This is a genomic window from Pseudomonas sp. NPDC087185 (assembly GCF_044744955.1).
GTDB lineage: Bacteria > Pseudomonadota > Gammaproteobacteria > Pseudomonadales > Pseudomonadaceae > Aquipseudomonas.
Genome location: NZ_JBIUZK010000007.1, coordinates 39,489 through 60,806, shown reverse-complemented (window position 1 = coordinate 60,806; position 21,318 = coordinate 39,489). Strand labels below are relative to the sequence as shown.

The 21,318-nt window shown below is 58.0% G+C and carries 17 protein-coding genes; 4 read left to right on the top strand and 13 right to left on the bottom strand.

What is annotated here, in order from left to right; genetic code table 11:
• Positions 1 to 9 precede the first annotated feature (9 nt).
• The 6 genes from ACIPIJ_RS22780 to ACIPIJ_RS22755 all read right to left on the bottom strand — a co-directional run bounded on the left by ACIPIJ_RS22780 (position 10) and on the right by ACIPIJ_RS22755 (position 6,445).
• Positions 10 to 726, bottom strand: coding sequence for an ABC transporter ATP-binding protein (locus ACIPIJ_RS22780; RefSeq protein ID WP_266033185.1), 717 nt, complete (start codon positions 724 to 726; stop codon positions 10 to 12).
• Positions 723 to 1,598, bottom strand: a complete 876-nt coding sequence (locus ACIPIJ_RS22775) for an ABC transporter ATP-binding protein (RefSeq protein ID WP_266033182.1) — start codon at positions 1,596 to 1,598, stop codon at positions 723 to 725. Before ACIPIJ_RS22775 ends, ACIPIJ_RS22780 begins: the two co-directional genes overlap by 4 nt.
• Positions 1,595 to 2,908, bottom strand: coding sequence for a high-affinity branched-chain amino acid ABC transporter permease LivM (gene livM, locus ACIPIJ_RS22770; protein WP_401080799.1), 1,314 nt, complete (start codon positions 2,906 to 2,908; stop codon positions 1,595 to 1,597). The genes ACIPIJ_RS22775 and livM overlap by 4 nt, the downstream gene beginning before the upstream one ends.
• A gap of 2 nt (positions 2,909 to 2,910) precedes the next feature.
• Positions 2,911 to 3,825 (bottom strand): branched-chain amino acid ABC transporter permease LivH, encoded by a 915-nt coding sequence (locus ACIPIJ_RS22765; RefSeq protein WP_401080796.1) that lies wholly within the window; start codon positions 3,823 to 3,825, stop codon positions 2,911 to 2,913.
• A 76-nt stretch (positions 3,826 to 3,901) separates the two neighbouring features.
• Entirely contained in the window at positions 3,902 to 5,017 is a 1,116-nt protein-coding gene (locus ACIPIJ_RS22760) for an ABC transporter substrate-binding protein (protein ID WP_401080794.1), read from the bottom strand.
• Between the two features lie 252 nt (positions 5,018 to 5,269).
• A complete protein-coding gene (locus tag ACIPIJ_RS22755; protein WP_401080791.1) occupies positions 5,270 to 6,445 on the bottom strand; it encodes an NAD(P)/FAD-dependent oxidoreductase in 1,176 nt (391 codons plus the stop codon).
• 322 nt (positions 6,446 to 6,767) lie between these two features.
• Here ACIPIJ_RS22755 and ACIPIJ_RS22750 point away from each other — a divergent pair, with 322 nt between their 5' ends.
• From ACIPIJ_RS22750 to ACIPIJ_RS22735, 4 genes are all read left to right on the top strand, one after another.
• Positions 6,768 to 7,544, top strand: coding sequence for an SDR family NAD(P)-dependent oxidoreductase (locus ACIPIJ_RS22750; RefSeq protein WP_266033168.1), 777 nt, complete (start codon positions 6,768 to 6,770; stop codon positions 7,542 to 7,544).
• 463 nt (positions 7,545 to 8,007) lie between these two features.
• Entirely contained in the window at positions 8,008 to 9,714 is a 1,707-nt protein-coding gene (locus ACIPIJ_RS22745) for a DUF5597 domain-containing protein (protein ID WP_279838996.1), read from the top strand.
• 533 nt (positions 9,715 to 10,247) lie between these two features.
• On the top strand, positions 10,248 to 11,405 hold the full coding sequence (locus tag ACIPIJ_RS22740) for a S9 family peptidase (protein WP_138736392.1): 1,158 nt from the start codon (positions 10,248 to 10,250) through the stop codon (positions 11,403 to 11,405).
• 16 nt (positions 11,406 to 11,421) lie between these two features.
• Positions 11,422 to 12,357 (top strand): VOC family protein, encoded by a 936-nt coding sequence (locus tag ACIPIJ_RS22735; protein ID WP_243055402.1) that lies wholly within the window; start codon positions 11,422 to 11,424, stop codon positions 12,355 to 12,357.
• 96 nt (positions 12,358 to 12,453) lie between these two features.
• On the opposite strand, the gene ACIPIJ_RS22730 is transcribed toward ACIPIJ_RS22735, so the two are convergent.
• The 7 genes from ACIPIJ_RS22730 to ACIPIJ_RS22700 form a co-directional block, all read right to left on the bottom strand.
• A complete protein-coding gene (locus ACIPIJ_RS22730) occupies positions 12,454 to 13,242 on the bottom strand; it encodes a cyclase family protein (RefSeq protein ID WP_401080786.1) in 789 nt (262 codons plus the stop codon).
• 44 nt (positions 13,243 to 13,286) lie between these two features.
• Positions 13,287 to 14,270, bottom strand: a complete 984-nt coding sequence (locus ACIPIJ_RS22725) for a fumarylacetoacetate hydrolase family protein (RefSeq protein ID WP_266033152.1) — start codon at positions 14,268 to 14,270, stop codon at positions 13,287 to 13,289.
• Between the two features lie 40 nt (positions 14,271 to 14,310).
• Positions 14,311 to 15,516 carry an MFS transporter gene (locus ACIPIJ_RS22720; RefSeq protein WP_279838989.1) on the bottom strand — a complete coding sequence of 402 codons (1,206 nt, stop codon included), beginning with the start codon at positions 15,514 to 15,516 and terminating at the stop codon, positions 14,311 to 14,313.
• 9 nt (positions 15,517 to 15,525) lie between these two features.
• The gene (locus ACIPIJ_RS22715) at positions 15,526 to 16,875 is read right to left on the bottom strand and encodes a carbohydrate porin (protein ID WP_401080782.1); all 1,350 of its coding nucleotides are present in this window, start codon (positions 16,873 to 16,875) and stop codon (positions 15,526 to 15,528) included.
• A gap of 94 nt (positions 16,876 to 16,969) precedes the next feature.
• Entirely contained in the window at positions 16,970 to 18,184 is a 1,215-nt protein-coding gene (locus ACIPIJ_RS22710) for an MFS transporter (RefSeq protein ID WP_401080780.1), read from the bottom strand.
• A gap of 70 nt (positions 18,185 to 18,254) precedes the next feature.
• Complete coding sequence (locus tag ACIPIJ_RS22705) at positions 18,255 to 20,705, bottom strand: glycoside hydrolase family 3 protein (RefSeq protein ID WP_401080777.1); 2,451 nt, start codon at positions 20,703 to 20,705, stop codon at positions 18,255 to 18,257.
• Positions 20,695 to 21,315, bottom strand: coding sequence for an NADPH-dependent FMN reductase (locus ACIPIJ_RS22700; protein ID WP_132845601.1), 621 nt, complete (start codon positions 21,313 to 21,315; stop codon positions 20,695 to 20,697). The genes ACIPIJ_RS22705 and ACIPIJ_RS22700 overlap by 11 nt, the downstream gene beginning before the upstream one ends.
• Positions 21,316 to 21,318: the final 3 nt, after the last annotated feature.

Genomic DNA, 21,318 nt, shown 5'->3' with positions numbered 1-21,318 from the left:
CGCCAGCGCTTAGTGCCCGCCCAGGTAGGCTTCACGAACTTGCTGGTTGCCCAACAACTCTTCGCCAGTACCGCTGAGGCGAATTTCACCATTGACCATGACGTAACCACGGTCTGACAGCCGTAAGGCATGGTTGGCATTCTGCTCCACCAGAAACAGCGTCATGCCGTTTCGCGCTAATTCACGGAGTATCTGGAAGATTTGCTTCACCACTATCGGTGCAAGCCCCAGTGATGGTTCGTCAAGCAACAACAGGGTTGGGCGGCTCATCAGCGCACGCGCAATGGCCAACATTTGCTGCTCTCCACCGGACATGGTCATTGCACGCTGATTGCGTCGCTCCTTCAGCCGAGGAAACATTTCGAACATCCGCTGGAGGTCTTCCTGTGCATGCGCGGTACCGATAGGAATCGTCCCCATCAAAAGGTTTTCCTCCACCGTCATATCAGGAAAAACTCGACGCCCCTCTGGGGACTGAGCGATACCATTGGAGGCCACATAGTGCGCACTGCTCTGGCTTATCTCGCGCCCTTGGTAGACGATTGACCCACCACGCGCCCGTGGCTGACCAAAGATCGACATCAGCAAGGTAGATTTGCCGGCACCATTGGCACCAATCAGGCTGACGGTCTCCCCTGCATGGATTTGCAGGCTGACTTTACGCAGTGCCTGGATTGGCCCGTAGAAAACATCGACGTCCTTGAACGCCAGCAACGGTGTGCTCATGCCAGCGCCTCCTCTTCTGCGCCCAAATACGCCGCTATCACCACTGGGTTGTCACGTATTGCTTGTGGCGGACCTGCCGCAATCACTTCGCCATGATCCAGCACCACGATATGGTCGGAAATATCCATCACCATGCCCATGTCATGTTCGATCAAAAGGATGGTCATATCATGCTCTTCGCGTAGGCGACGGATCATCTGTGTCAAGGCTACGGTTTCCGCCGGGTTCAACCCTGCGGCCGGTTCATCCAGGCAAATCAACTTCGGTTGGGTGCACATGGCGCGGGCGATTTCCAAGCGACGCTGCTGCCCATAAGACAGCTCGCCGGCCAGCCGATTTGCACAGTCCACAAGGTCGACCACGTCCAGCCAGTAGAACACCCGATCCAGGGCATCGCTTTCTGCTCTGCGGTACGCAGCGGTATTCAGCACTCCCGCCAATAAACTGCGATTGATGCCCATGTGTTGCGCAACCAACAAGTTTTCTACAACAGACATCTCTTTGAACAGCCGGATATTCTGGAATGTCCTGGCTAGCCCGGCCCGGTTCACCAGGTGCGTGCCACCAAACATCTTGTAGTGCAACCGGTTGATGAATCGCAGCGGATGGATGAAGTCTGATGCCTTGAACGGTTCTCCCAACACACCGATTACGTTCGTGCATCGACCATGTGCAAAGAGCTGAATAGCCCCGCCTGTCGCTTGGTAGAAGCCGGTTATGCAGTTGAAGACCGTTGTCTTGCCGGCGCCGTTGGGGCCGATCAGCGAAGTGATGCTGCCACGTCTGACATTGAGGTTTACGTCCGTCAACGCTTTGATGCCACCAAACTGCATGATCAGGTGTTCGACGCGCAGGATAATTTCCGAATTCATGCGACTTTCCCCTTGCGTGCCTGGTAACCAATGCGACTGATACGGACAAGGCCACGCGGCCGCCAGATCATCATCAACACCATCAGCACGCCAAACAGCAACACGCGGTACTCAGCGAAACTGCGCAGCAGCTCCGGTGCGACGGTCAGCACAAACGCCGCTATAACCACGCCTAGCGTTGAACCCATTCCTCCCAGGACGACGATTGCCAGAATAAGTGCCGATTCGAAGAACGTGAACGACGCTGGATTGACGAAGCCTTGGTACGTTGCAAAAAACACCCCGGCAATCCCGGCGGTGCTCGCGCCAATCGAGAATGCAGAAAGCTTCACCAGGACGTGATTAAGGCCCATTGCTCGGCAGGCGATCTCATCTTCGCGCAATGCCTCCCAAGCTCGGCCGATCGGCATACGTGTCAACCGGTGTTTCAAGTGCAGTACCAGCAACACGGTAAGCAGCAAGGCGCCGTAGATGACAATGAATTTGAGATTGGGTGAATACGCAATCCCCAATGCCTCATGGATCGGGGTACCACCCTCCTTCGCGATACGACCGAACTCATAGCCAAACACGGTCGGCGCGGGCACGGGCATACCGTTCGGGCCGCCTGTCACGGGTAGCCAGTTGTTGAGTATCAGGCGAATGATTTCTCCAAAACCCAGAGTGACGATGGCTAAGTAGTCACCATGCATGCGAAGCACCGGAAACCCTAGAACAGCCCCCGCAGCAGCGGCCAGAATTGCCGATAACGGCAGCACGCTCCAGAAACCAAGCCCAAGGTACTGGTATCCGAGAGCCAAGCCGTATGCGCCAATGGCATAAAACCCGACGTACCCTAGGTCAAGGAGCCCAGCCAGGCCGACAACGATATTCAGTCCCAAACCAAGCAATACGTAGATTAGCCCCAGGATCACCACTGTGAGTACGTACTTATCTGCTACGAATGGCAGTGCCAGCGCGCACATCAAAACCATCGGCGATAGCCAGCGAACGCTTGATTTGGCGCCCGGCGCCGCCACCTGCACGGCCTGGTTGCTGCTGCCGAATCGCGTTGCAAGCGGCTGCAGAACACCCGCCTGATCCAGCAAACTGAAAGTCAGCCTGCCCAACATCACAATGATGGTGAGGATTGCGACGCGACCTGGCTCCAGATTGAAGCTGTAGCCGTCCAGCACCACTCCCACGATAGGGCCGAACACCACAAGGGCAAGCAACCCAGCCACGATGGCATCCAGAAGTGCACGAGCAGGTTGCAGTTTTGGCCGCGGCTGACCTTTCACCGCCAGGTCATTCAATATCAGCGTTTTCATAGTCACACCTTCACTACGATGGGGCGGCCAAGGAAGCCCTGGGGGCGGAGGATCAAGATCAGAACAAGGAGACCAAAACTGAAAGCATCCTTGTAATCACTGTTGATCAACCCGGCGAATTGCGTCTCGGCGAGGCCCAGTACTAAGCCGCCCAACATGGCACCTGGCAGTGAGCCAATGCCGCCTAGAACTGCAGCGGTGAAGGCTTTGATGCCGATGATGAAGCCCGCATAGAAGTCGAACGACCCGTAGTTCAAGGTAATCAGAACGCCGGCAAGTGCCGCCATGGCGGCACCGATCATGAACACGTAGCTGATGATCCGATCATTATTGATACCGAGGATCGAAGCCATCTTGGCATCCTGCTGCACGGCACGGCACATGCGACCCAGTTTGGTGTTGCCGATGATGTAGGCCAACAGCGACATGCCCGCGAGCGCCGCGAACAAGATGAACAACTTGATATGAGTGACCTGGATGAACCCGCTGCCCAGTTCTATTCGCAGGGTGCCTTCCAACAATGTGGGTATACCCTGCTGGCGACTGCCTTGGGAGACCTGCACGTAATTTTGCAGAATGAGCGACATACCGATCGCGCTGATGAGGGGCGCCAGGCGCGTTGATTTTCGCAGAGGTCTGTAAGCGATCCGCTCTATGACCAACCCATACACACAAGTCACGACCACGGCAAAGATCAAGGTGCCGAAGACCAGAAATGGAAATGACTGGATTCCAAAAAAGCTCAGAACAGCGAGACCGATCGCCGCTAGATAGGCAGAGATCATGTAGACCTCGCCGTGGGCGAAATTGATCATGCCGATCACGCCGTAGACCATCGAATAACCCACGGCGATCAAACCGTACACTGCACCTAGGGTCAGGCCATTGATAAGTTGTTGCACGAATAAGGGATCCACGATTACTTGTCCTCACCAGGTTCCGGCGGGCGTAGCTACCCCTCACGCAGAGCGCGAAGGGCATGCTGCGCAAGGATTAGAGTTGTTTGTACGTGCCGTCTGCGGACCACTGATACATCACGTAATCCGAGTGAGTGAGGTCACCCTTAACGTCCCACGAGCGAGCGCCGAGCGAGGTAGGAACCGGATTGCTCTTCAACCATTTCGCAGCCTGGGCAACATCGAGATTGCCATTGGCTTGGTAGGCGGCGGCAATGGCCTGAAGCGCGGTGTAGGCGTATAGCGTAAAACCTTCCGGCTCGTAACCCCGGGCCCGGAAACTATCTACCACTGCCTTACCGGCCGGGTTTAGCCTGGGGTCTGCGCCAAAGGTAAACAGGACACCCTCCACGAACTGTTTACCACCCGCAGCGGTCACCATGTCGTCAGTCATGATGCCATCGTCCGAGATGAATGCGGCATTGAGCCCCTGCTCCCGCATTTGACGCACCAACGGACCCGCCTCTGGATGCAGGCCGCCAAAGTACACCGCGTCGGCCTCCAGCGCGCGCATCTTGGTAACCACCGAACTGAAATCTTTCTCGCCGCGGGTCAACCCTTCGTATAGCACCGCCTCAATACCTTTTTTGCGCAGCTGAAGACGAGTTGCGTCAGCGATACCCTGTCCGTAAGTGTCTTTGTCATGCAGGATGACGATACGCCTGGCCTTGAGAACGTCGGCGATGTAATTGGCAGCCACAGCCCCTTGTTGGTCATCTCGTCCGCAGTTGCGGAACACGGTATCCAGCCCTCGCTCCGTCAATTGTGGACTTGTCGATCCAGGGCTCATCGCAAGCACACCGGCATCGGCGTAGATGTCGGAAGCAGGAATGGAAGAGGAAGAGCAAAAGTGCCCTACGACTGCTGTCACCTTGTCCGCATCCACCAGTTTGTTTGCTACTGATACCGCCTGTTTGGGTTCGCAGGCATCATCGCCTTTGACCAGGCGAATTTTTTCACCGTTAACGCCACCTGCAGCGTTAATCTGTTCTGCAGCTGCGGTTGCGCCTCGCCAGAGTTGCTCGCCGTAATTCGCATAGGGTCCACTCATGGGGCCGGCGACGCCGATGACCAGGTCGGCATGGGCAACGTTGCCAAGTGCCAGTGTGGAAAAAGAGAAAGCGCACAGCAAAGAAGGTTTAAACACGTGCATTTCGTTCGCTCCAGTGCAAGGAACCGATCAAGACGTGCCGTTACAACCACGGTGGCTGAAGGCCCGGCATGCTATCGAAACAGCAGTGAATGCAGGGCCTGGGATGGCCATGCAGCTTGAGCCATTATTTGTTTGGTAAACGACGGCAGGCTCTCGCGTCGTAAGTTATTTTGCGACTCCGCCGGTGCAATAGCTTGTACGCAGCCGGCACCGTGTTTGCGGTTTTTTGCATAGCCGCCGCAGCCGGAGTGCTTAGTAGACCACGCCTTCTCGAATCGGTTGGTTGCGCACGACTCGGTCAAACGACAGCTCACTCACGTCGATGCTGCGGTATTCGCCGTGGACAATGTGCTCCGCAACCGCACGCCCGGTTGCAGGTGAGTGCATGACGCCATGGCCAGAAAATCCAGTCGCCAACACGAAATTGCTGATCTCGGGATGAGCGCCAATGAATGCGTTGTGGTCGAAGAGATTCATTTCGTAGTAACCGGCCCATGCCCGCTTTACCCGCAACTGCTCGAGGGCGGGAATGCGATGAGCCAGCAGTGGCCAGACCCTGTCTTCCAACAGGTAGTGATCCGGCTCGAAATCTCCGTCTTCGCACTGGTCCAGATGCTCCTCGGGAGCAATGCCGCAGATAAAGCCCTCGCCTTCAGGCCTGATCCACGCACCCGTTGAATCGAAGAGCATGGGAAAGCCGGCCTTTTCAAGAGGAGCCTTGATGTGAAATGCGGTCCGCTTTCGTGGCTCCACCGGCAATTGCAGCCCCGCCATTCGCGCAAGCATCCCACCCCAGGCGCCAGCGGCGTTAACGCACCAGTCACAACTCAATCGCTCGCCGCTATTGGCTAGGCGCAGACCCGTTATACGCCCCCCCTGAACGTCCAGGCCCACCACTTCGTCATGGATGTATTCAACGCCCCTTTGACGAGCAGCACGCCTGACCAGTTGCATCAAAGCCCAAGCATCGAACCAGCCTTCGTTGCGGGTGCCGTATGTTCCAATGCCGATATCCTCTACATTCATCCATGGGAATCGCCGGTTCACTTGCTCCGGGTCGAGAATATCGATCTCGGCGCCCAACTCGATTTGCACCCGCGCGGCATTGCGATGACGCTGCTCATGGCCTTTGTCACCCAAGATCAGATAACCCTGCTCCACAAAGCCTATGTCAGCATCCTGTCCGAACCACTGCTTGATGTTGCGGAACAGGTTCGCGCCGAACAGGCTCATGGCGATGTTATAAGGCTGATGAAATTGACTTCGAATAGATGCGGCGGATAATGCCGTTGAGCAAAACTGATACGTACTATCACGTTCGACTACCTTGATCTGGCCTGTGAATCCCTGTTCCCGCAGGAAGAATGCGGCAAAGCTGCCAATCACTGCGCCGCCGACGATCACTACGGTTTCTGAAGTTTCGGGCATTCCGCCCTCCTTGCGCCTTTATGGTTTCAATGAATGACTCACTGTTTTCGCAGTGAACGCTCCCTCATTGTGCGGCGTCCTCTACCCGCTGACTTGTATTCACGGCTTGGCAGGCTGGCGGTATTTAGCACAACGAGGGCGATGCACTCTCTATCGCGCGTCATCGCACAGCCAACCTGGCTTGTGCAGAAAGCCGCAGAAGAGATGGTGCGTTCATACAAGTCAGATTCCTTCTCCAGCGGCACCATATCGCTACCGCACAGCCGTGCTCCTCGTTCGAGTGCAGGGGGGCTGTGCCAAGTAGTCTTATAGGAGTAAACAGATGAAGCATGCAGGCAAAGTGGTCATCGTCACCGGTGCAGCTCAAGGGTTGGGGCTGGCGTGTGCACAACGCTTTATTGCAGAGGGCGCGAAGGTGCTACTGGTGGATGTGCAAGAGGGCAAACTGCACGAGCAAGTAGAGCGGCTGGGCGAAAATGCCGCTGCGTTCACTGCCGACCTCGATGATCTGAACGCAGGCAAAGCCAAGCAACTGGTCGAGCATGCACTGCAGCACTTCGGCTCGCTGGATATTTTGGTGAACAATGCCGGTGTCATCCACACCGCAGAGTTCGTCGATTTTCCGGAGGACCAGTTCGACCGAACACTGCGGGTCAACCTCAAGGCACAATTCCTTATCGGTCAAGCCGCTGCCCGTGTGATGATCGAACGCGGCATCAAAGGCGCCATTGTCAACATGTCGTCTATCAATGCCGAGTTGGCCAACCCTACCGCCGTGGCGTATGCCGTCTCCAAAGGCGGAATCAAGCAGCTGACTGCAGTCATGGCTGTGGGCCTTATCAGCCACGGTATTCGAGTCAACGCGGTAGGGCCAGGAACCATCAGCACGGACATGGTTCGCAACGCGATCATGTCGAACCCTACCCAGCGTCACGCCGTTCTCTCCCGCACGCCAATCGGTCGTCTTGGCGAAGCCTCTGAAGTCGCCAGCGTCGTGTCATTCCTGGCCAGTGACGACGCATCGTACATGGTAGGCCAGACTGTTTACCCTGACGGTGGCCGCCTTATCCTCAACTACACCGTGCCAGTCAACGAGTGACACGCCAGACGGCGCTGATGTAGGCAACGTCTCTGCCGGGTGTCGTAATACTTTCTCTCATGCTGAAAGCCCCCGGCTGCTGCGCAGCCGGTACCGGGGCAAGCGCTTGTTGGTTCTGGATGTCGAGTGTGTCGACATCTGCGCTCGTTCGCTCTGCGATGGAGGAGCACGGTGCTCGCGTTACCAGTCCCACGCGCACCAGGGTTATGACGATTCACTTCATCGTCGACAATCCTGGTGCTGCTGCCCCCCTTCGTATCCCATGCGTTCGCCAGTGCCTTACGATTGACGCCCTCCGCTTCCAATGCTAGCGTGCAATTTATAGAATCTTCGTTCTATTTAATGCCAATGCTGATCCGATTAACCCTCTGTAAAGGGTTTATTACGCGAACTATTGTTCTATTAGCACGGGCGCGCCGGATAGCAACGCGCTGCACCTAACAAAAATAATGAGGACGTTTTGATGTACAAAGGCACGAGATTTCCGCTTTGGCAGGGCATGAGTTGGCTGATACTGGCCGCCACACTGAGCTTGGGAAGCGCCTATGCGAAAGATTCGCCGACCCCTGAAGTACGTCGTAACAATGGACTATTGCAGCTCATGGTCGATGATCGCCCCTACATCGCACTTGCCGGTGAGGTGCATAACTCCTCGGCTTCAAACACTCAGTATATGAAAGCCACCTGGGACAAAATGGAGGCCCTCAACGTCAACACTGCAATCATCCCCATCTACTGGGAGTTGACTGAGCCTGAGGAGGGGCGTTTTGACTTCGCTTTAATCAAGGATCACTTAGCTCAGGCTCAGGCCAGAGGCATGCGGATAGTACTATTGTGGTTCGGTAGCAAGAAAAATGCGCGCTCGACCTATGCCCCTGACTGGGTGCGGGCTGATCCCAAGAGGTTCCCTCGCACCGTTATCGGCTCGCCCGGCCTGCAGCAAAAACAAGGTGAATTGCCGGTACTCAGCATTTTCAGCCAATCGACGCTCGACGCCGACGCCAACGCGTTCGCTCAAGTGCTGAAGTTTCTTGCGACACATGACAAACAACACACAGTCATCGCCGTTCAGGTGCAAAACGAAACGGGGCTGCTCGGCGATAGCCGTGAGCGTTCACCGGAAGCAGAAGAGGCCTGGAAGCGTGAGGTGCCAAGCGAATTGATGGCTCACCTTGAACACAACAAGCAAGCCCTATCGCCGTTTATCAAGGAGGCATGGGCCAAGCAGGGTTACCGGACTACCGGCACGTGGCCTGAAGTATTTGGTGACGACATGAGGGGAGATGAAATTTTCATGGCGTGGCACCAGGCACGGTCTGTCGATACAGTCGCCGCTGCGGGCAAGAAACAACTTCCACTGCCGATGTATGCCAACGCCTGGCTGGGCCCACAAGCTCCACAGGACAGCGCAGGCACGTACCCTTCCGGGGGGCCGGTGCCGCAGGTAATGGATATTTGGACCGCTGGGGCCCCCCAGCTTGACTGGCTGTCACCCGACATCTACGTAGATGACTTCGATGCATGGGCCAGCCAATACACAACTTCCGACAATATGCTGTTCGTCCCCGAGGCTCGATTTATCGTGGGCAATTTATTCAAAACGATCGGCCTCTACCGCGGCGTCGGCTTTTCACCTTTCGGCATTGAGGACGGGTTTCTGGGCAACGAGATCGCAGAGGTTTACGGCCTGTTAGGCCCTATGACAGAAGTGATTGCGCGTGCACAGGCGGACAATAAAATTCGCGGTTTCGCGCTCGAGCCCACCAGCCAGGAACAATTCACGTTCGATAATTACACCATTACGGTTAAAGGCCAACATGAAAGCCTATTGACTAAATTGCGTGACATGGGGGTCCCTCCGCCAGTGGATCGCAGAGCCAAGAAACAGCAAGCTGACTCGAGCGTTGCTCCCGACAGTAGCGACCTGCGTCCCAGCGGCTTGATCATTGAAACAGGTAGCGACGAATTTCTGATCGTGGGCCGTGATCTTTATTTGGAGTTCAAACCCAAGCAAGGCAGTCAGGAGTCTGTAGAGATTTCTCGCGTCGAGGAAGGTAGCTTCCAAGCGGGCAAGTGGGTCGCAGGCCGCGTATTAAACGGTGATCAACGCTTGCGACTGGTCCCTCCGGATCGCTTCGGTATCGCTAAGATCAAGCTGATACGTCACTAAGCCTTGGTGTGCTAGGGCTTTGGGCGGCCCTAGCATCGAACCTCACAGTTGCCCTATTCACGGTTGGCAGCGTCGAAGAACAGGTCAGCACTCCCTTGCGGTACCACCATGCGACCACACACGCGGCTAACAAATGCCTGCGGCGCTGGCGTCAACGATCACCTGTTGACGATCTACCTCCTGCTTGCGCTGCAGGTTGCCCCCCCTCCGCACCTCGATGTGATCTTACACAGCCAGGCATGGGACGCTTAGCAAGCCCAAATTGGAAGCAGAGCGCATCGGCAGCAGCCCTCGGTACGGTTGCCCGCTGTCCAGCAAAGCACGGTGTTAACAGCGATTAAAACCTAAAAAGCTGGCTAAATCAGAATTGTGATTCTAGTATTGGCATTCCAGGATTAGCTCAGTGGCAGCGCATCACTCAAACCTGCACCTGCGGGGTGAGCGTGGGAAGCCCGCGCTTCCTGGGCATCAGCTACCAGCACCTGTTGAACGTGTGTTGTTAGTCGTTTAGCTCCAAGAGGAAAATAATAATCATGTTCCGATACTTCCCCACCAACTACGCGTGGAACTTGTCCGTGGATCTTGCCTTGGAAATGGGTGCCCGTATCGGCGAAATCGTCGAAATGTGCGAACCCCTGCAGGACGCCGCAAAGCAGCCGGACGCAGCAGGTACCCAGGCGTTTCGCGAAACGTGGTCGAAAATGGCAGACAAGCTGTGCGACCTCGCAAGCGAGGACCTTGCCTTGGGCCGAAGGTTGTCTGCCGGTGAAAAGTACAATAGAGCGGCCATCTATTACCTGACATGCGAGCGCCTGCAAGCGCACAACACCCCCGGTAGGCTTGCCCTCTACCAACGGTTTCTGGACACCTTCGCCCGCGGCGTCGATCTGTCGAGAGAGAACTGCGAACGTGTCGAGATTCCTTATGCAGATGGGGTGCTATCTGGGTTACTGGTACGCGCCGAAGGTGTAACCGGGCGTGCCCCCTTGCTGGTACAGCTCAATGGCCTGGACTCCGTAAAAGAGATGAAATATCGAGTTGGGCTACCAGCCTGGCTGGCCAAGCGTGGTGTGGCCTCGCTCATACTCGACCAACCCGGGACCGGCGAGGCGCTCCGTTTGCATGGCCTCAAAGCGCGCTACGACGCTGAACATTGGGGCAGCCGCGTGTTCGACTGGCTCGAGACGCGTGACGATGTAGATACCCAGCGCATTGGCTGCGAAGGCGTTTCTCTAGGCGGTTACTACTGCCCGAGGATTGTCGCCTTCGAGCCCCGTTTTGCCTGCGGCGTGGTCTGGGGCGCCAACCACGATTGGCGAGACGTGCAGCAACGTCGCCTGGAGCGAGAAGGCGACTTCCCCGTGCCACATTACTGGGATCACGTGCGCTGGGTCTGGGGCGGTAAAGACATCGATGAATTCATGAGCATCGCTGAAAACGTTCATCTCGACGGTGTAGTCGAGCGGATCAAGGTGCCGTTCTTGGTGACCCATGGCGAGCAGGACTCGCAGATCCCAGTCAAGTGGGCGTACCGCACCTTCGAGCAGTTGGTGAACAGCCCCAAGCGCGAGTTGAAGATTTTCACCGCGCGCGAAGGCGGCGTACAGCATTCGAGCTTCGACAACTCCATAAACGCGGGACACTTCATTGCTGACTGGGTTGCCCAGACCCTTGGCGGCCGCACGGCCTGACAGAAGAGAGACAATCATGAACATCATTGGACCCGATTACCTGGTGTTTGGCGTGGACGACGTCCAGCAGTGTGTCAAGTACCTGACCGACTACGGCCTCAAGCCCGTCGATGTAGATCAGCATGGTGGTTACCTGGAGGCGCTGGACGGCACCGGTGTGCTTGTCCGTCACCGCAGTGACGGGCGTTTGCCAGCGCCCATGGAAACCGCCACTATGCTTCGCGAAACCGTCTATGGGGTCGCCGACGAACAAGCCTTGCAAGCCATCGAAGCCGAATTGAGCAAGGACCGTGTCGTTGTCCGCGGTGAAGATGGGGTACTGCGAGCCGTGGACGACATGGGCTTCGCGCTGGGCTTTCAGATCACTCGTCGTCAAGCACTCCAGCTCCCCGGCGAGATCAGTAATGCGCCGGGGGCGCAGAGTGGCCGTCCAGTCAACGACCTGGGAGCCAGCGACGCGATCGAAGCTCTCCCGCGTAGCCTGTCGCATGTCGTGTACTTCGTGCCCGACTACGCCAAGGCGGAGGCGTTCTATGCTCGACTCGGTTTCGTCTGCACTGACCGATTCACTGGGGTGGGGCCGTTCCTGCGGCCTGCTGGCACACTCGATCACCACACCTTGTTCCTGATCCAGACCCCACCCTTCCTGAAGGGTATCGAACATTTCACCTTCCACTTGGGCGGCCCGACTGAAGTGCTACTAGCCGGTAGCCGTTTCGTCAAGAAAGGCTATGAGTCGTTCTGGGGCCCGGGACGTCATCAGTTGGGGTCGAACTGGTTCTGGTATTTCAATAGCCCGCTGGGCTGCCACGTAGAGTACGACGCGGATATGGACCTGCATGATGACGACTGGGCTGCGCGCGAGGCGCTGCCGGGTGCCGACAACTCGCAGTACTTCCTGTTCAGTCACCAGGAAAAATGGGCGCCAGGGGGGCCGCCACCCAAGCATTGATCGCACATAACGACAAAGGGCTAAGTCTGTATCCCAGACTTAGCCCTTTTTTATGTCCCAGAATCAAAGCTGGCGCCTTTTTGCAGGGCCCGCTCATCACTGTTCGAAAATCGCTACCGCCCTTACGAAACCTGCCGAAGCATGCTTGATCTTGTAGGGAAAGCACGAAACGAGAAAGCCTTTGGCTGGCAACGCCGCAAGATTTGCGAGTTTTTCCATCTGGCCGTAACCGATATCCCGACCTACCTTGTGCCCTTCCCAGATCAACGAGGCGTCACCGCTTACAGCGAACCGTTCACGGGTGTATTTGAACGGCGCGTCCCAGCTCCAGGCGTCGGTGCCCACCACCTTGACGCCTCGATCGAGCAGATAGAGCGTGGCCTCACGCCCCATACCGACCCCGGCGTCCAGATAACCAGGTTGTCCAAACAATTCACCTGCGCGGGTGTTGACCAACACGATGTCCAACGGCTGCAAGTCATGCTCGATACGCAGCAGCTCGGCCTCAACTTGCGCTGCAGTTACCACATGCCCATCCGGCAAGTGACGAAAATCCAGTTTCACACCAGCTTGCAAGCACCAGTCCAAGGGCAGTTCATCGATACCGAAAGCTGGCTTGCCGCCGTCGGTGGTCGACGCATAATGCCATGGCGCATCCATGTGAGTGCCGCTGTGCGTGGTAAGGGTCAGCCGCTCTGCCGCCCAGGACTCTTTGCCGGGCAACTGCTCCAGGGTTAGGCCGGGGAACATCGCCGCCATTTCCGGCCATCCCTGCTGATGGTCCATATAGTCGATGTGCGGTAGTAACGGCGGCGGGTCGGTGTACGGGTTGTTATCCAACGTCACGGAGAGGTCGACGAGGCGTCGTTTGCCTGGAAGCGTCATGCGCTGAGTCCTTGAAGAATGAGTTGAGGGTTGGCAGCGCTCAGTCAAATACCGGCGCGCACCACACGCTGATCAATCGCGCCAAACAAGGCCTGCCCTTGCAGGTCTCTTGCCTCCATGCGCACCCGGTCGCCGAAGCGCATGAACGGCGTCCGTGCCGCACCCTGCTCCAACATCTCCATGGCGCGGCGCTCGGCAATACATGCCGAGCCGACATTGCGATCGGCATTGGATACCGTACCGGAGCCGAGCACGGTGCCTGCGCTCAAGCGCCGAGTCAGCGCAGCATGAGCGATCAGTTCATGAAAGCCGAAATTCATAGCGCCACCGTGGGGGTGGCCGAACCATTCGCCGTTCCACTCCACGCTCAATGGCAAGTGCACCCTGCCCTCGTGCCAGGCGTCACCCAGCTCGTCAGGGGTAACCGCCACCGGAGCAAAGCTGGAGGACGACTTGGCTTGCACAAAGCCAAAGCCGGTTTTCATTTCGCGCGGCCCTAGCGCGCGCAAACTCACGTCGTTGAGCTGGACCAACAGGCGGATATGGGCGAGCGCCTGATCGGCCGAACAGCCCATCGGTACTTCATCTACCAGCACGCCAAACTCGCCTTCAAAGTCGATGCCATGCGCGTCGCTTGGCAGTGCCAGATCATCCGTCGCCCCCAGAAAGTCATCCCCAGCCCCTTGATACATCAATGGTATGGACTCGATGCCATCCAGCGGTTCAAGTTGATATGCGCGCTGCATGAGGTCGGCATGGTTCAGAAAACACGAGCCGTCTAGCCACTGCCAGGCCCGCGGCAATGGTGCCATCGCCTGGTGTGGGTCGAAGGCCAGTGCATGCCCCAGCTGGCCAGCATTCAAAGCTTCATAGCGCTTCTCCAGGGCAAAGCTTACAGTGCCCCAACGCTCGATTGCTGCTTGCAGCGTGGGTGCGATATCTGCGGCGCATACCATTTGTGTGAGGTCTCGGGAAATCAAATGCAGACAGCCATCGCGACTGCCATCTCGAAGCGTTGCCAATTTCATTTCAAGAAGCTCCCTGTAATTTTGCAGAAAGACTGAACGGTCATGAGGGGGTGCCTGCCACGTGTTCGACAGTCCGTTCAGATGTCACGGAACGCAGCATGATCACACCACTCAAAAGCACCGCGACAAACAGTGCCGCCGCCAAGGCGGTTGCACTGGGCTCCAGGGCGGGGCACAAAAATGCCGTGACCGCGGCAAAGAAAAGCGTTTGCTCGAAAGACAACAGAGAATTGGCCATGCCTCTATAACCGGCGTGGCGTTCCACAGCCATCAGGCAGATGCATGGGTTGAGCAGCGCAAAAGCCAAGCTCGCCAACGCCAGTGCCAGTACAGCGAAAGGCACCTGTGGCGAATCGGTACAAATGAAGTAGGCGCAGTTGCAAGCACTGGCTGTGAGCATCAGCCCGTAGCCCACCAGCATTTGCTTGCTGCGTGACCAGCGCGAGGCCTGCCGCGCACTGACAGCGGCGCCGAGCATGGCACCCGCCACCAGGGGAATGAACACCCAGCCGAACTCGGTCACCTGCAACGCCAGTACCTGCAGAACAAACCAGGCGGCGGCGCCGATGTAGAGTGAGAAGATCATGAACGTCAGGCTGCCGGCCAGGACCATTGCCTGATACTGCGCGTCCCTGGCGACCGCCAGGTAAGTGCGGCCCATGGCGCGCATACCTAGCCTTACGCGATGCGCTGGCTGCAGCGTTTCGCCGAGCTGCACTAGTGCCCAGGCGAACAACGCGGCAGCGAACCCGGCCTGAGCCAGGAACACCGCGCGCCATCCCAGCGCGTCGAGCAGATAACCGCCTAATAGGGGGGCAATGGCGGGCGCCAGCACGAACGCCATGATTACCTGCGACATGGCGCGCATGGCTGCCGGCCCTTGCAGCGTATCCTGAATCAGTGCGCGGCCGACAACACCTCCGGCCCCGGCAGATAGGCCCTGCAAGACGCGGAACAGCAGCAGCTGCTCCGCATTCTGCGAACAGGCTACCGCCAGTGAGCAGAGGCTGAAAGCGGCCGTAGACCACAGCAGGACAGGTCGCCGGCCGACGCGGTCGGAAAGTGCTCCGTAGACCAACATCATTGCTGCCAGCCCGACCAGGTAGGCGCTGAGCGAAAGCTGCACGAGCCAAGACGCAGCACGCATTTGCTCGGTGATGGTCGGCATCGCAGGCAGGTACATGTCGATGCCCAGTGGTCCAAGCATGCTCAGCCCGGCCAACAGCAGGATGTGGGTGAACTTCATTCAGACTCCTCAGAAACTCAGGTTCAGACCCGTTTGGAAGATCAGCGCGTCATCGCGCGCTGGCGAGAACGTGGGGCCTTCCTGGTAAGTAAGACCGTTTACCCAATACACCCCACGGGTCATACGTGCCGCATAGGACACGGACAAGGCAGTCGACGTGCGCTCGGCATCGCCTCCCCCCGCCTCTACCGCATCGTGCGCGTACGTGCTGAAGTAGCTCCGGGTAAAACCAATCGACGCCATGTCACGCTGGCGAGTCTCGAAGGGACCGATGTAGAAGGCCGTGAGCTGAAAGTCCTTGGTGTAGAGGTTGCGGTCCTCTGGGGCATAGTTGATCTTGGCGTCCAGATACAGGCCTCGGGGGCCAGCCTTGTTCGGCTGCGTCAGTTGATGCGTAACGGCCGCGTAGCCACCGTAATTGTTATCGGTCATGCCGCCGTTACGCATGTCGCTGTAGTGACTGGTGTTGTAAATCGCCCCTGCCCTCGCCCAGAACGCTGGCCGATTAGCCCCCGCATCGATTTTATAACCGATCTCGTCCACCAGCAGTGCGCGAGAACCTTTGACCTTGATTTCAAAACCGCTTGGGTTCTCGTCCAGGTCGTACTGAAAGCGGTTGGGGCTAGCACTCCGTGCCACAGACGCGCGGTTGTACCAACGCTTGCTCGGGTCCTTGATGCCGACTGTAATCGCCGGGCTTGGGGTAAACAGTGACAAGCCAAGTTGCACCGGAATCACACTGGTCGGGCCAAGTGCTGCCGCAGAAGAGTTCCCACCCAAGACCATCCCGTAGTATTCACGGATCAAGTTGTAGTAGCCGTATTGAAGCTCCAGTCGGCCATCGTAGAAGCGCTGATTGACAGCGAAGCTGGACATCGTCGCGAAGTTGGGGTTGCCTGACTTGTAACTCCCGGACTCCCAGGTGCCGCCCAGTACAAACTGGGCATCGCCACCCCACCCCATGCGGGTCAGGTCGTAGGTCAACTTGAAGGTTGTCGATTGCCGGTAGGTTGGGTTCTGTCCGTTATACAACTGTGGTTTTTCATTGTGGCCGAGTACGTCGTAACGGAAGTTCGGCTGCACATTCAGCGCCAGCCCCATACCGTTTTCGGCCAGCGTCGAACGCAATCCGAACAATTCGGGAGCGATCGTCTCGCAAGGTTGTGTCTGATGAAGCACCGCTTCGGTGCGTGGCATGAATTTGGCGAAGTCCTGACAGCCATCCGCTGCGGCAGGCAAGGCACTTTGTGGCAGGTTACCCGGGCCGGTTCTGCTTTCGGCCGCCATCGGGGTCACGGCTAGCGCCACAGGAGAGGTTGCAACGCACAGCAAGGCAAACAGCATCTTCGAGAACTGCATAGCTCCATCCTTTATTGTTTTTGATAGATCAAGGTTTCAGGCGCGCAGAAGCCCGCACCGCCTGTAGCCAGGCAGTGGAGGACAGTGTTTTGAATCAGCCGGTCTGCGTAGAGGTGTGGCGCAGGTTTCGTGGGATAAACCAGACAACCAGTAGCGCAACCGACGCAACTCCACCCATGGCGACAATTGCTGTCGCCAGACCGCCGAACGCAGAGGCCAGCAGAGTGACTGCAAACGGGCTGACGAACTGACCGATAAAGAATGCGCCCGTCCAGATACCCACCCCACGGCCGCGGTGTTGTGCACTCAGGCTGCCCAGGCACCAGTTGATCAGCGCGGGGATCAGCATGCCGCAACCCACCTGCGCAACAAACGCTGCGCCAACGGCCCAAGGTATGGTACTGGCTTGGCCAAGCCCAACCAGGCCTATGGCAAACAGGGTAAACACCGTGAATACATGAACGTGGATGTCCTGTTTCGACAGCTTCGCGAACAGCAGCGCGCCCAGCGGCACACCCAACCCGGCAATCGCGCCAGCCATGCCAATATCTGCTGTGCTGGTCAAACCGAGCAAGTGGAACACCTGACTGACCTGCAACACTTCAACGTAATACAGCACCGCACAAAACAGCGTGACCAAGGCAATGACGCCCATTTTCCGCACCGGAAAGCAAGCTGCGCCGGCAAAACCTGAAGGCTCGCGATGGGCAACCGGCTCCCAGGTAAAAAACAGCAACATTGCAAAGATCGGGAACGCCAGCAGGTAAAGCAGGAAAGGCCCTTGCCAGCCATAGCCTCCGAGTACTCCGCCGAGGAACATCAACGTCGTGCCTGATAGGGAGCCCACCGCACTTTGCACAGCCAGCCACTTACGCCGCGGCTCGGGCGGATAGAAGTCGCCCATCAGGGTGTTTGCCACGGTCATGATGACTGCCTCGGTGATCCCCAGGCCAAAGCGGCTGATGATAATCGAGGTGAGGTCATGCAAAAAGTACGGAGCGAACCCGCAGATGCCATAGCCAAACACCGCAGCGAGCAACAGACGGCGCCTGCCCAGGCGGTCGGCCAACCACCCCGCCAGCGGCGAGAGCAATGCGATGCAGGCGCTGGGCGCGGTGATTAGCAGCGGAATCAAGAAGCGCGCTTCATGATGGCTACCAAACTGTTCGAACAACAATGGAACGATGGGGATCAGCGACAGCAATCCCATGATCGGCAGTTGCGTGGTAAAGACCAGTATCAGCGCTTGGGCCGCGCCAGCTTTACGCTCGGCTGATGAACCCTTGCTGCTAGAGACCGCATTGGACATGATCGACTCCTGGCACACTTGAGGTGCCTTTTGTTTTTGTTGTGGATCACACAAAGGCTTGAATCAATGATCAATCGTGAAGTACTTCAACATCCCCCTTGTGCCCCACCGCCAGGCTGTACTGAATCAACGCGTCATCGACGGCGTGTCCGATCTGCAGTTGATAACGCCCTGCGATCAATACGCTGCGGTTGGCACGGCTGTCCCAGCGGGAGAACGCATCTGCCTGCAGCGTGAGGCGAACCTCCTGCTCGGCCCCGGCTTGCACGAACACCGCAGCGAAGGCTTTAAGCGACAGGCGTGCAGGTTCATCGGCGGCTGATGGCTCCAGCAGATACAACTGGACCACCTCCTTGCCCGCCCGCGCGCTGATATTGCGCACCGTCAGCGAGATCACCAGTTGATCCACCCGTTTGCCGTGCACAGCGCCAGGGCTGTACGCGAAACGGGCATAGCCAAGCCCATAGCCAAAGCTGAATGCCGGATGAGTATCACGTGCGATAAAGCTGCGATAGCCCACCCACCAGCCTTCGTGATAAGCAAGGTCGCCATTGGCAGCAGGGGTCAGCGACCACACCGGATAGTCGGCTTCATCTCGGGCGAAGGTCACCGGCAGGCGCCCTCCCGGTTCACGCTCGCCAAATACCACGCTGGCCAGCGCGGGCCCAAACTGCTGCCCTGGATACCAGGCAACGATGATCGCCGCGGCATCTTGCAGGCACTCCATATCGACCGGATGGGCGACATTGAGTACCACCGTGGTACGGTTGTTCACAGCGCAGACCCGACGGATCAATTCTTCCTGCGCGGCAGGCAAATGGGTACTGGAGCGGTCGACGCTCTCAAGCCCGGCGTCTGCCGTTTCGCCGACCACCAGCAGAACGTGGTCGGCCTCTTCCGCCAACGCAATCGCCTGCGAAAGAAGGTCGCAAGGCTCTGGCACCTGGCAGCCCAGCCACAGACCGTGGGCAAGGCTGCGGGCGATGTCCATGGTCAAACTCAAACGGACTGTTTGCCCCTGTTCAAGGTTGAATGCCGCCGTCGTATGGGGCGCCTGCATCAATTTGCCCATTATGTCGCCTTCGGCAGTAGCACCATCGAAGGTGCCCAGCAACGCACCATCGAGCGTCAACTGCACACGCCCGGTCCCGCCCCAGTAAAAGCGATATTCACCGCTGCGCGGGGCAACGAAACGAGTGTTTACCGTCACTTGCGCCTGGTCTTTCAGGGTCAACAGCGGCCCTATACCCGGCATGTCCTTGAACCAGACCAGCGAACTCGCATGGCGGATTTCGCGGTGGCACGGTTGAGCAGCGCCGGGGGCGAAAAACTCAACCAACAAGCCTGGCTGGCCTTCCCCACACGACAAATCAAGTTCAGTGATCGGCGGTATACGGTGCTCAGCTGCAGCACCCTGGGCATAAATGACTCGTTTGCCAGTGTCCGCCAACGCCTGATTGAGGGCCTCGAGCGGCGAAACCACATCGTCGGCCAAGGCGACCTTGGCAAAGGTCCCGCCCTGATAGCACGGCCGGATCGCATTAGGCCCAATCACCGCGAGCAGCCCTTTTGAGTCAGACTCCAAGGGCAGCAGATCGCCCTCATTACGCAGCAATACCATGCCCGCTGCAGCCGCCTCTTCGAGTACTTGCAGGCGCCTGTCAGTAGCCGCTGCCGAGCGGTCAGGTGCCTGTGTCGGTTGTGCCCGTGCGGTCAGTCTGCGCAGACGTTCGATTGCATCGTCCAGACGCGCTTCGTCCACGGCATGAAGGCTAGGGTTACCCAGCAGCGCAGCCCCCATGTGTCGGCCTGGTCCAGGCATCTCGAGGTCCAGACCGTTATTCAAGCTGACGATGCCATCCTGCGTACCGAACCAGTCCGACATGACCAAGCCGTCCCAACCCAGGTCGCCCTTCAGCCACTTGCGCAGCACCTGTTCATGCTCGGCACACGCCCGACCATTGACCCGGTTGTAACCCGTGAGCATTGCCCATGCACCGTGGCGCGTAGCATATTCAAAGGGCTTGAAGTAGACATCGCGCAACGCCTGTTCATCGACCACCGCATTCATGCTGCGCCGGTCGGTTTCGGAGTCATTGCACACCACGTGCTTGATTACTGCGGCAACGCCTTCTTGCTGCACGCCCTGCGCCCAGGCCCAACCCAGTTGTGCAATCAACAGCGGGTCTTCGCCGAACAGTTCAAATGCTCTACCGGCCAGCGGGCTGCGCATTAAATTCAGGTTGGGTGCCAGCACCGCCTGAACGCCCATGCGCACGGCCTCTTCGGCAATCACCTGACCAACACGTTGTACCAGCTCGGCGTCCCACGAAGCCGCTAATGCCAAGCCACACGGGGTCAATAGGGCGACATCGCGCTCGTCTACCCGGCCACCTGTGACGCCCATCGGGCCATCGGCCATGCGCAACGCGCTCAGCCCCCATTGCTGATCCGTGCAGGTCGACCACATGTCGGCACCGGCGGTGAACATCAGCTTTTCGGCGAGATCTTCACCAGGCATTTTCAAGCTCCGCAGCCACAACCCGTACAGGGGCTGCCAACGCCTGTTCGGCCACCAGTTGCAACGCTTGGGTGACCCGCTCATCAGTGCAGCTGCCACTGGTGTCGAACAGCTTTACGCCGGCGGTGTTCAACGTCACGCCCAATGGCGTAGGCCAGCCGCGCATCGCATGGACGATCGAACGCAAGGCTCCCAACGTTGTATTGCAACCCTGCCAGCCGGCGGCGGTGACGATGCAGCCTACCGCACGCCCGTCGAAGTACACACGGGTGTCGTCACGCAGATCTTCGAGAAGGTCCAGCGCATTTTTTACCAGCCCCGAGACACCACCATGGTAGCCAGGTGTGGCGAGGATAATGCCGTCCGCCTGGCGCACGGCTTCGATCAGCGCCAACTGTCCAGCGCTGCGGGTATTATCCTCGGGGTTGAATGCCGGCAGCTGTGCAAGCTCGGCGCCGCCGAACATGAGGGTGCGGGCACCGCATTGCCTGGCATGCTGCAAGGCAAAGGCAAGCGCGCGCTCGGTGCTTGAGCCGGAACGGGTAGTGCCGCCGATACCGACGATGAGTGGCCCTTGTTTCAAAGGTTTAAGAGTATTGGCTTCTGTCATGGG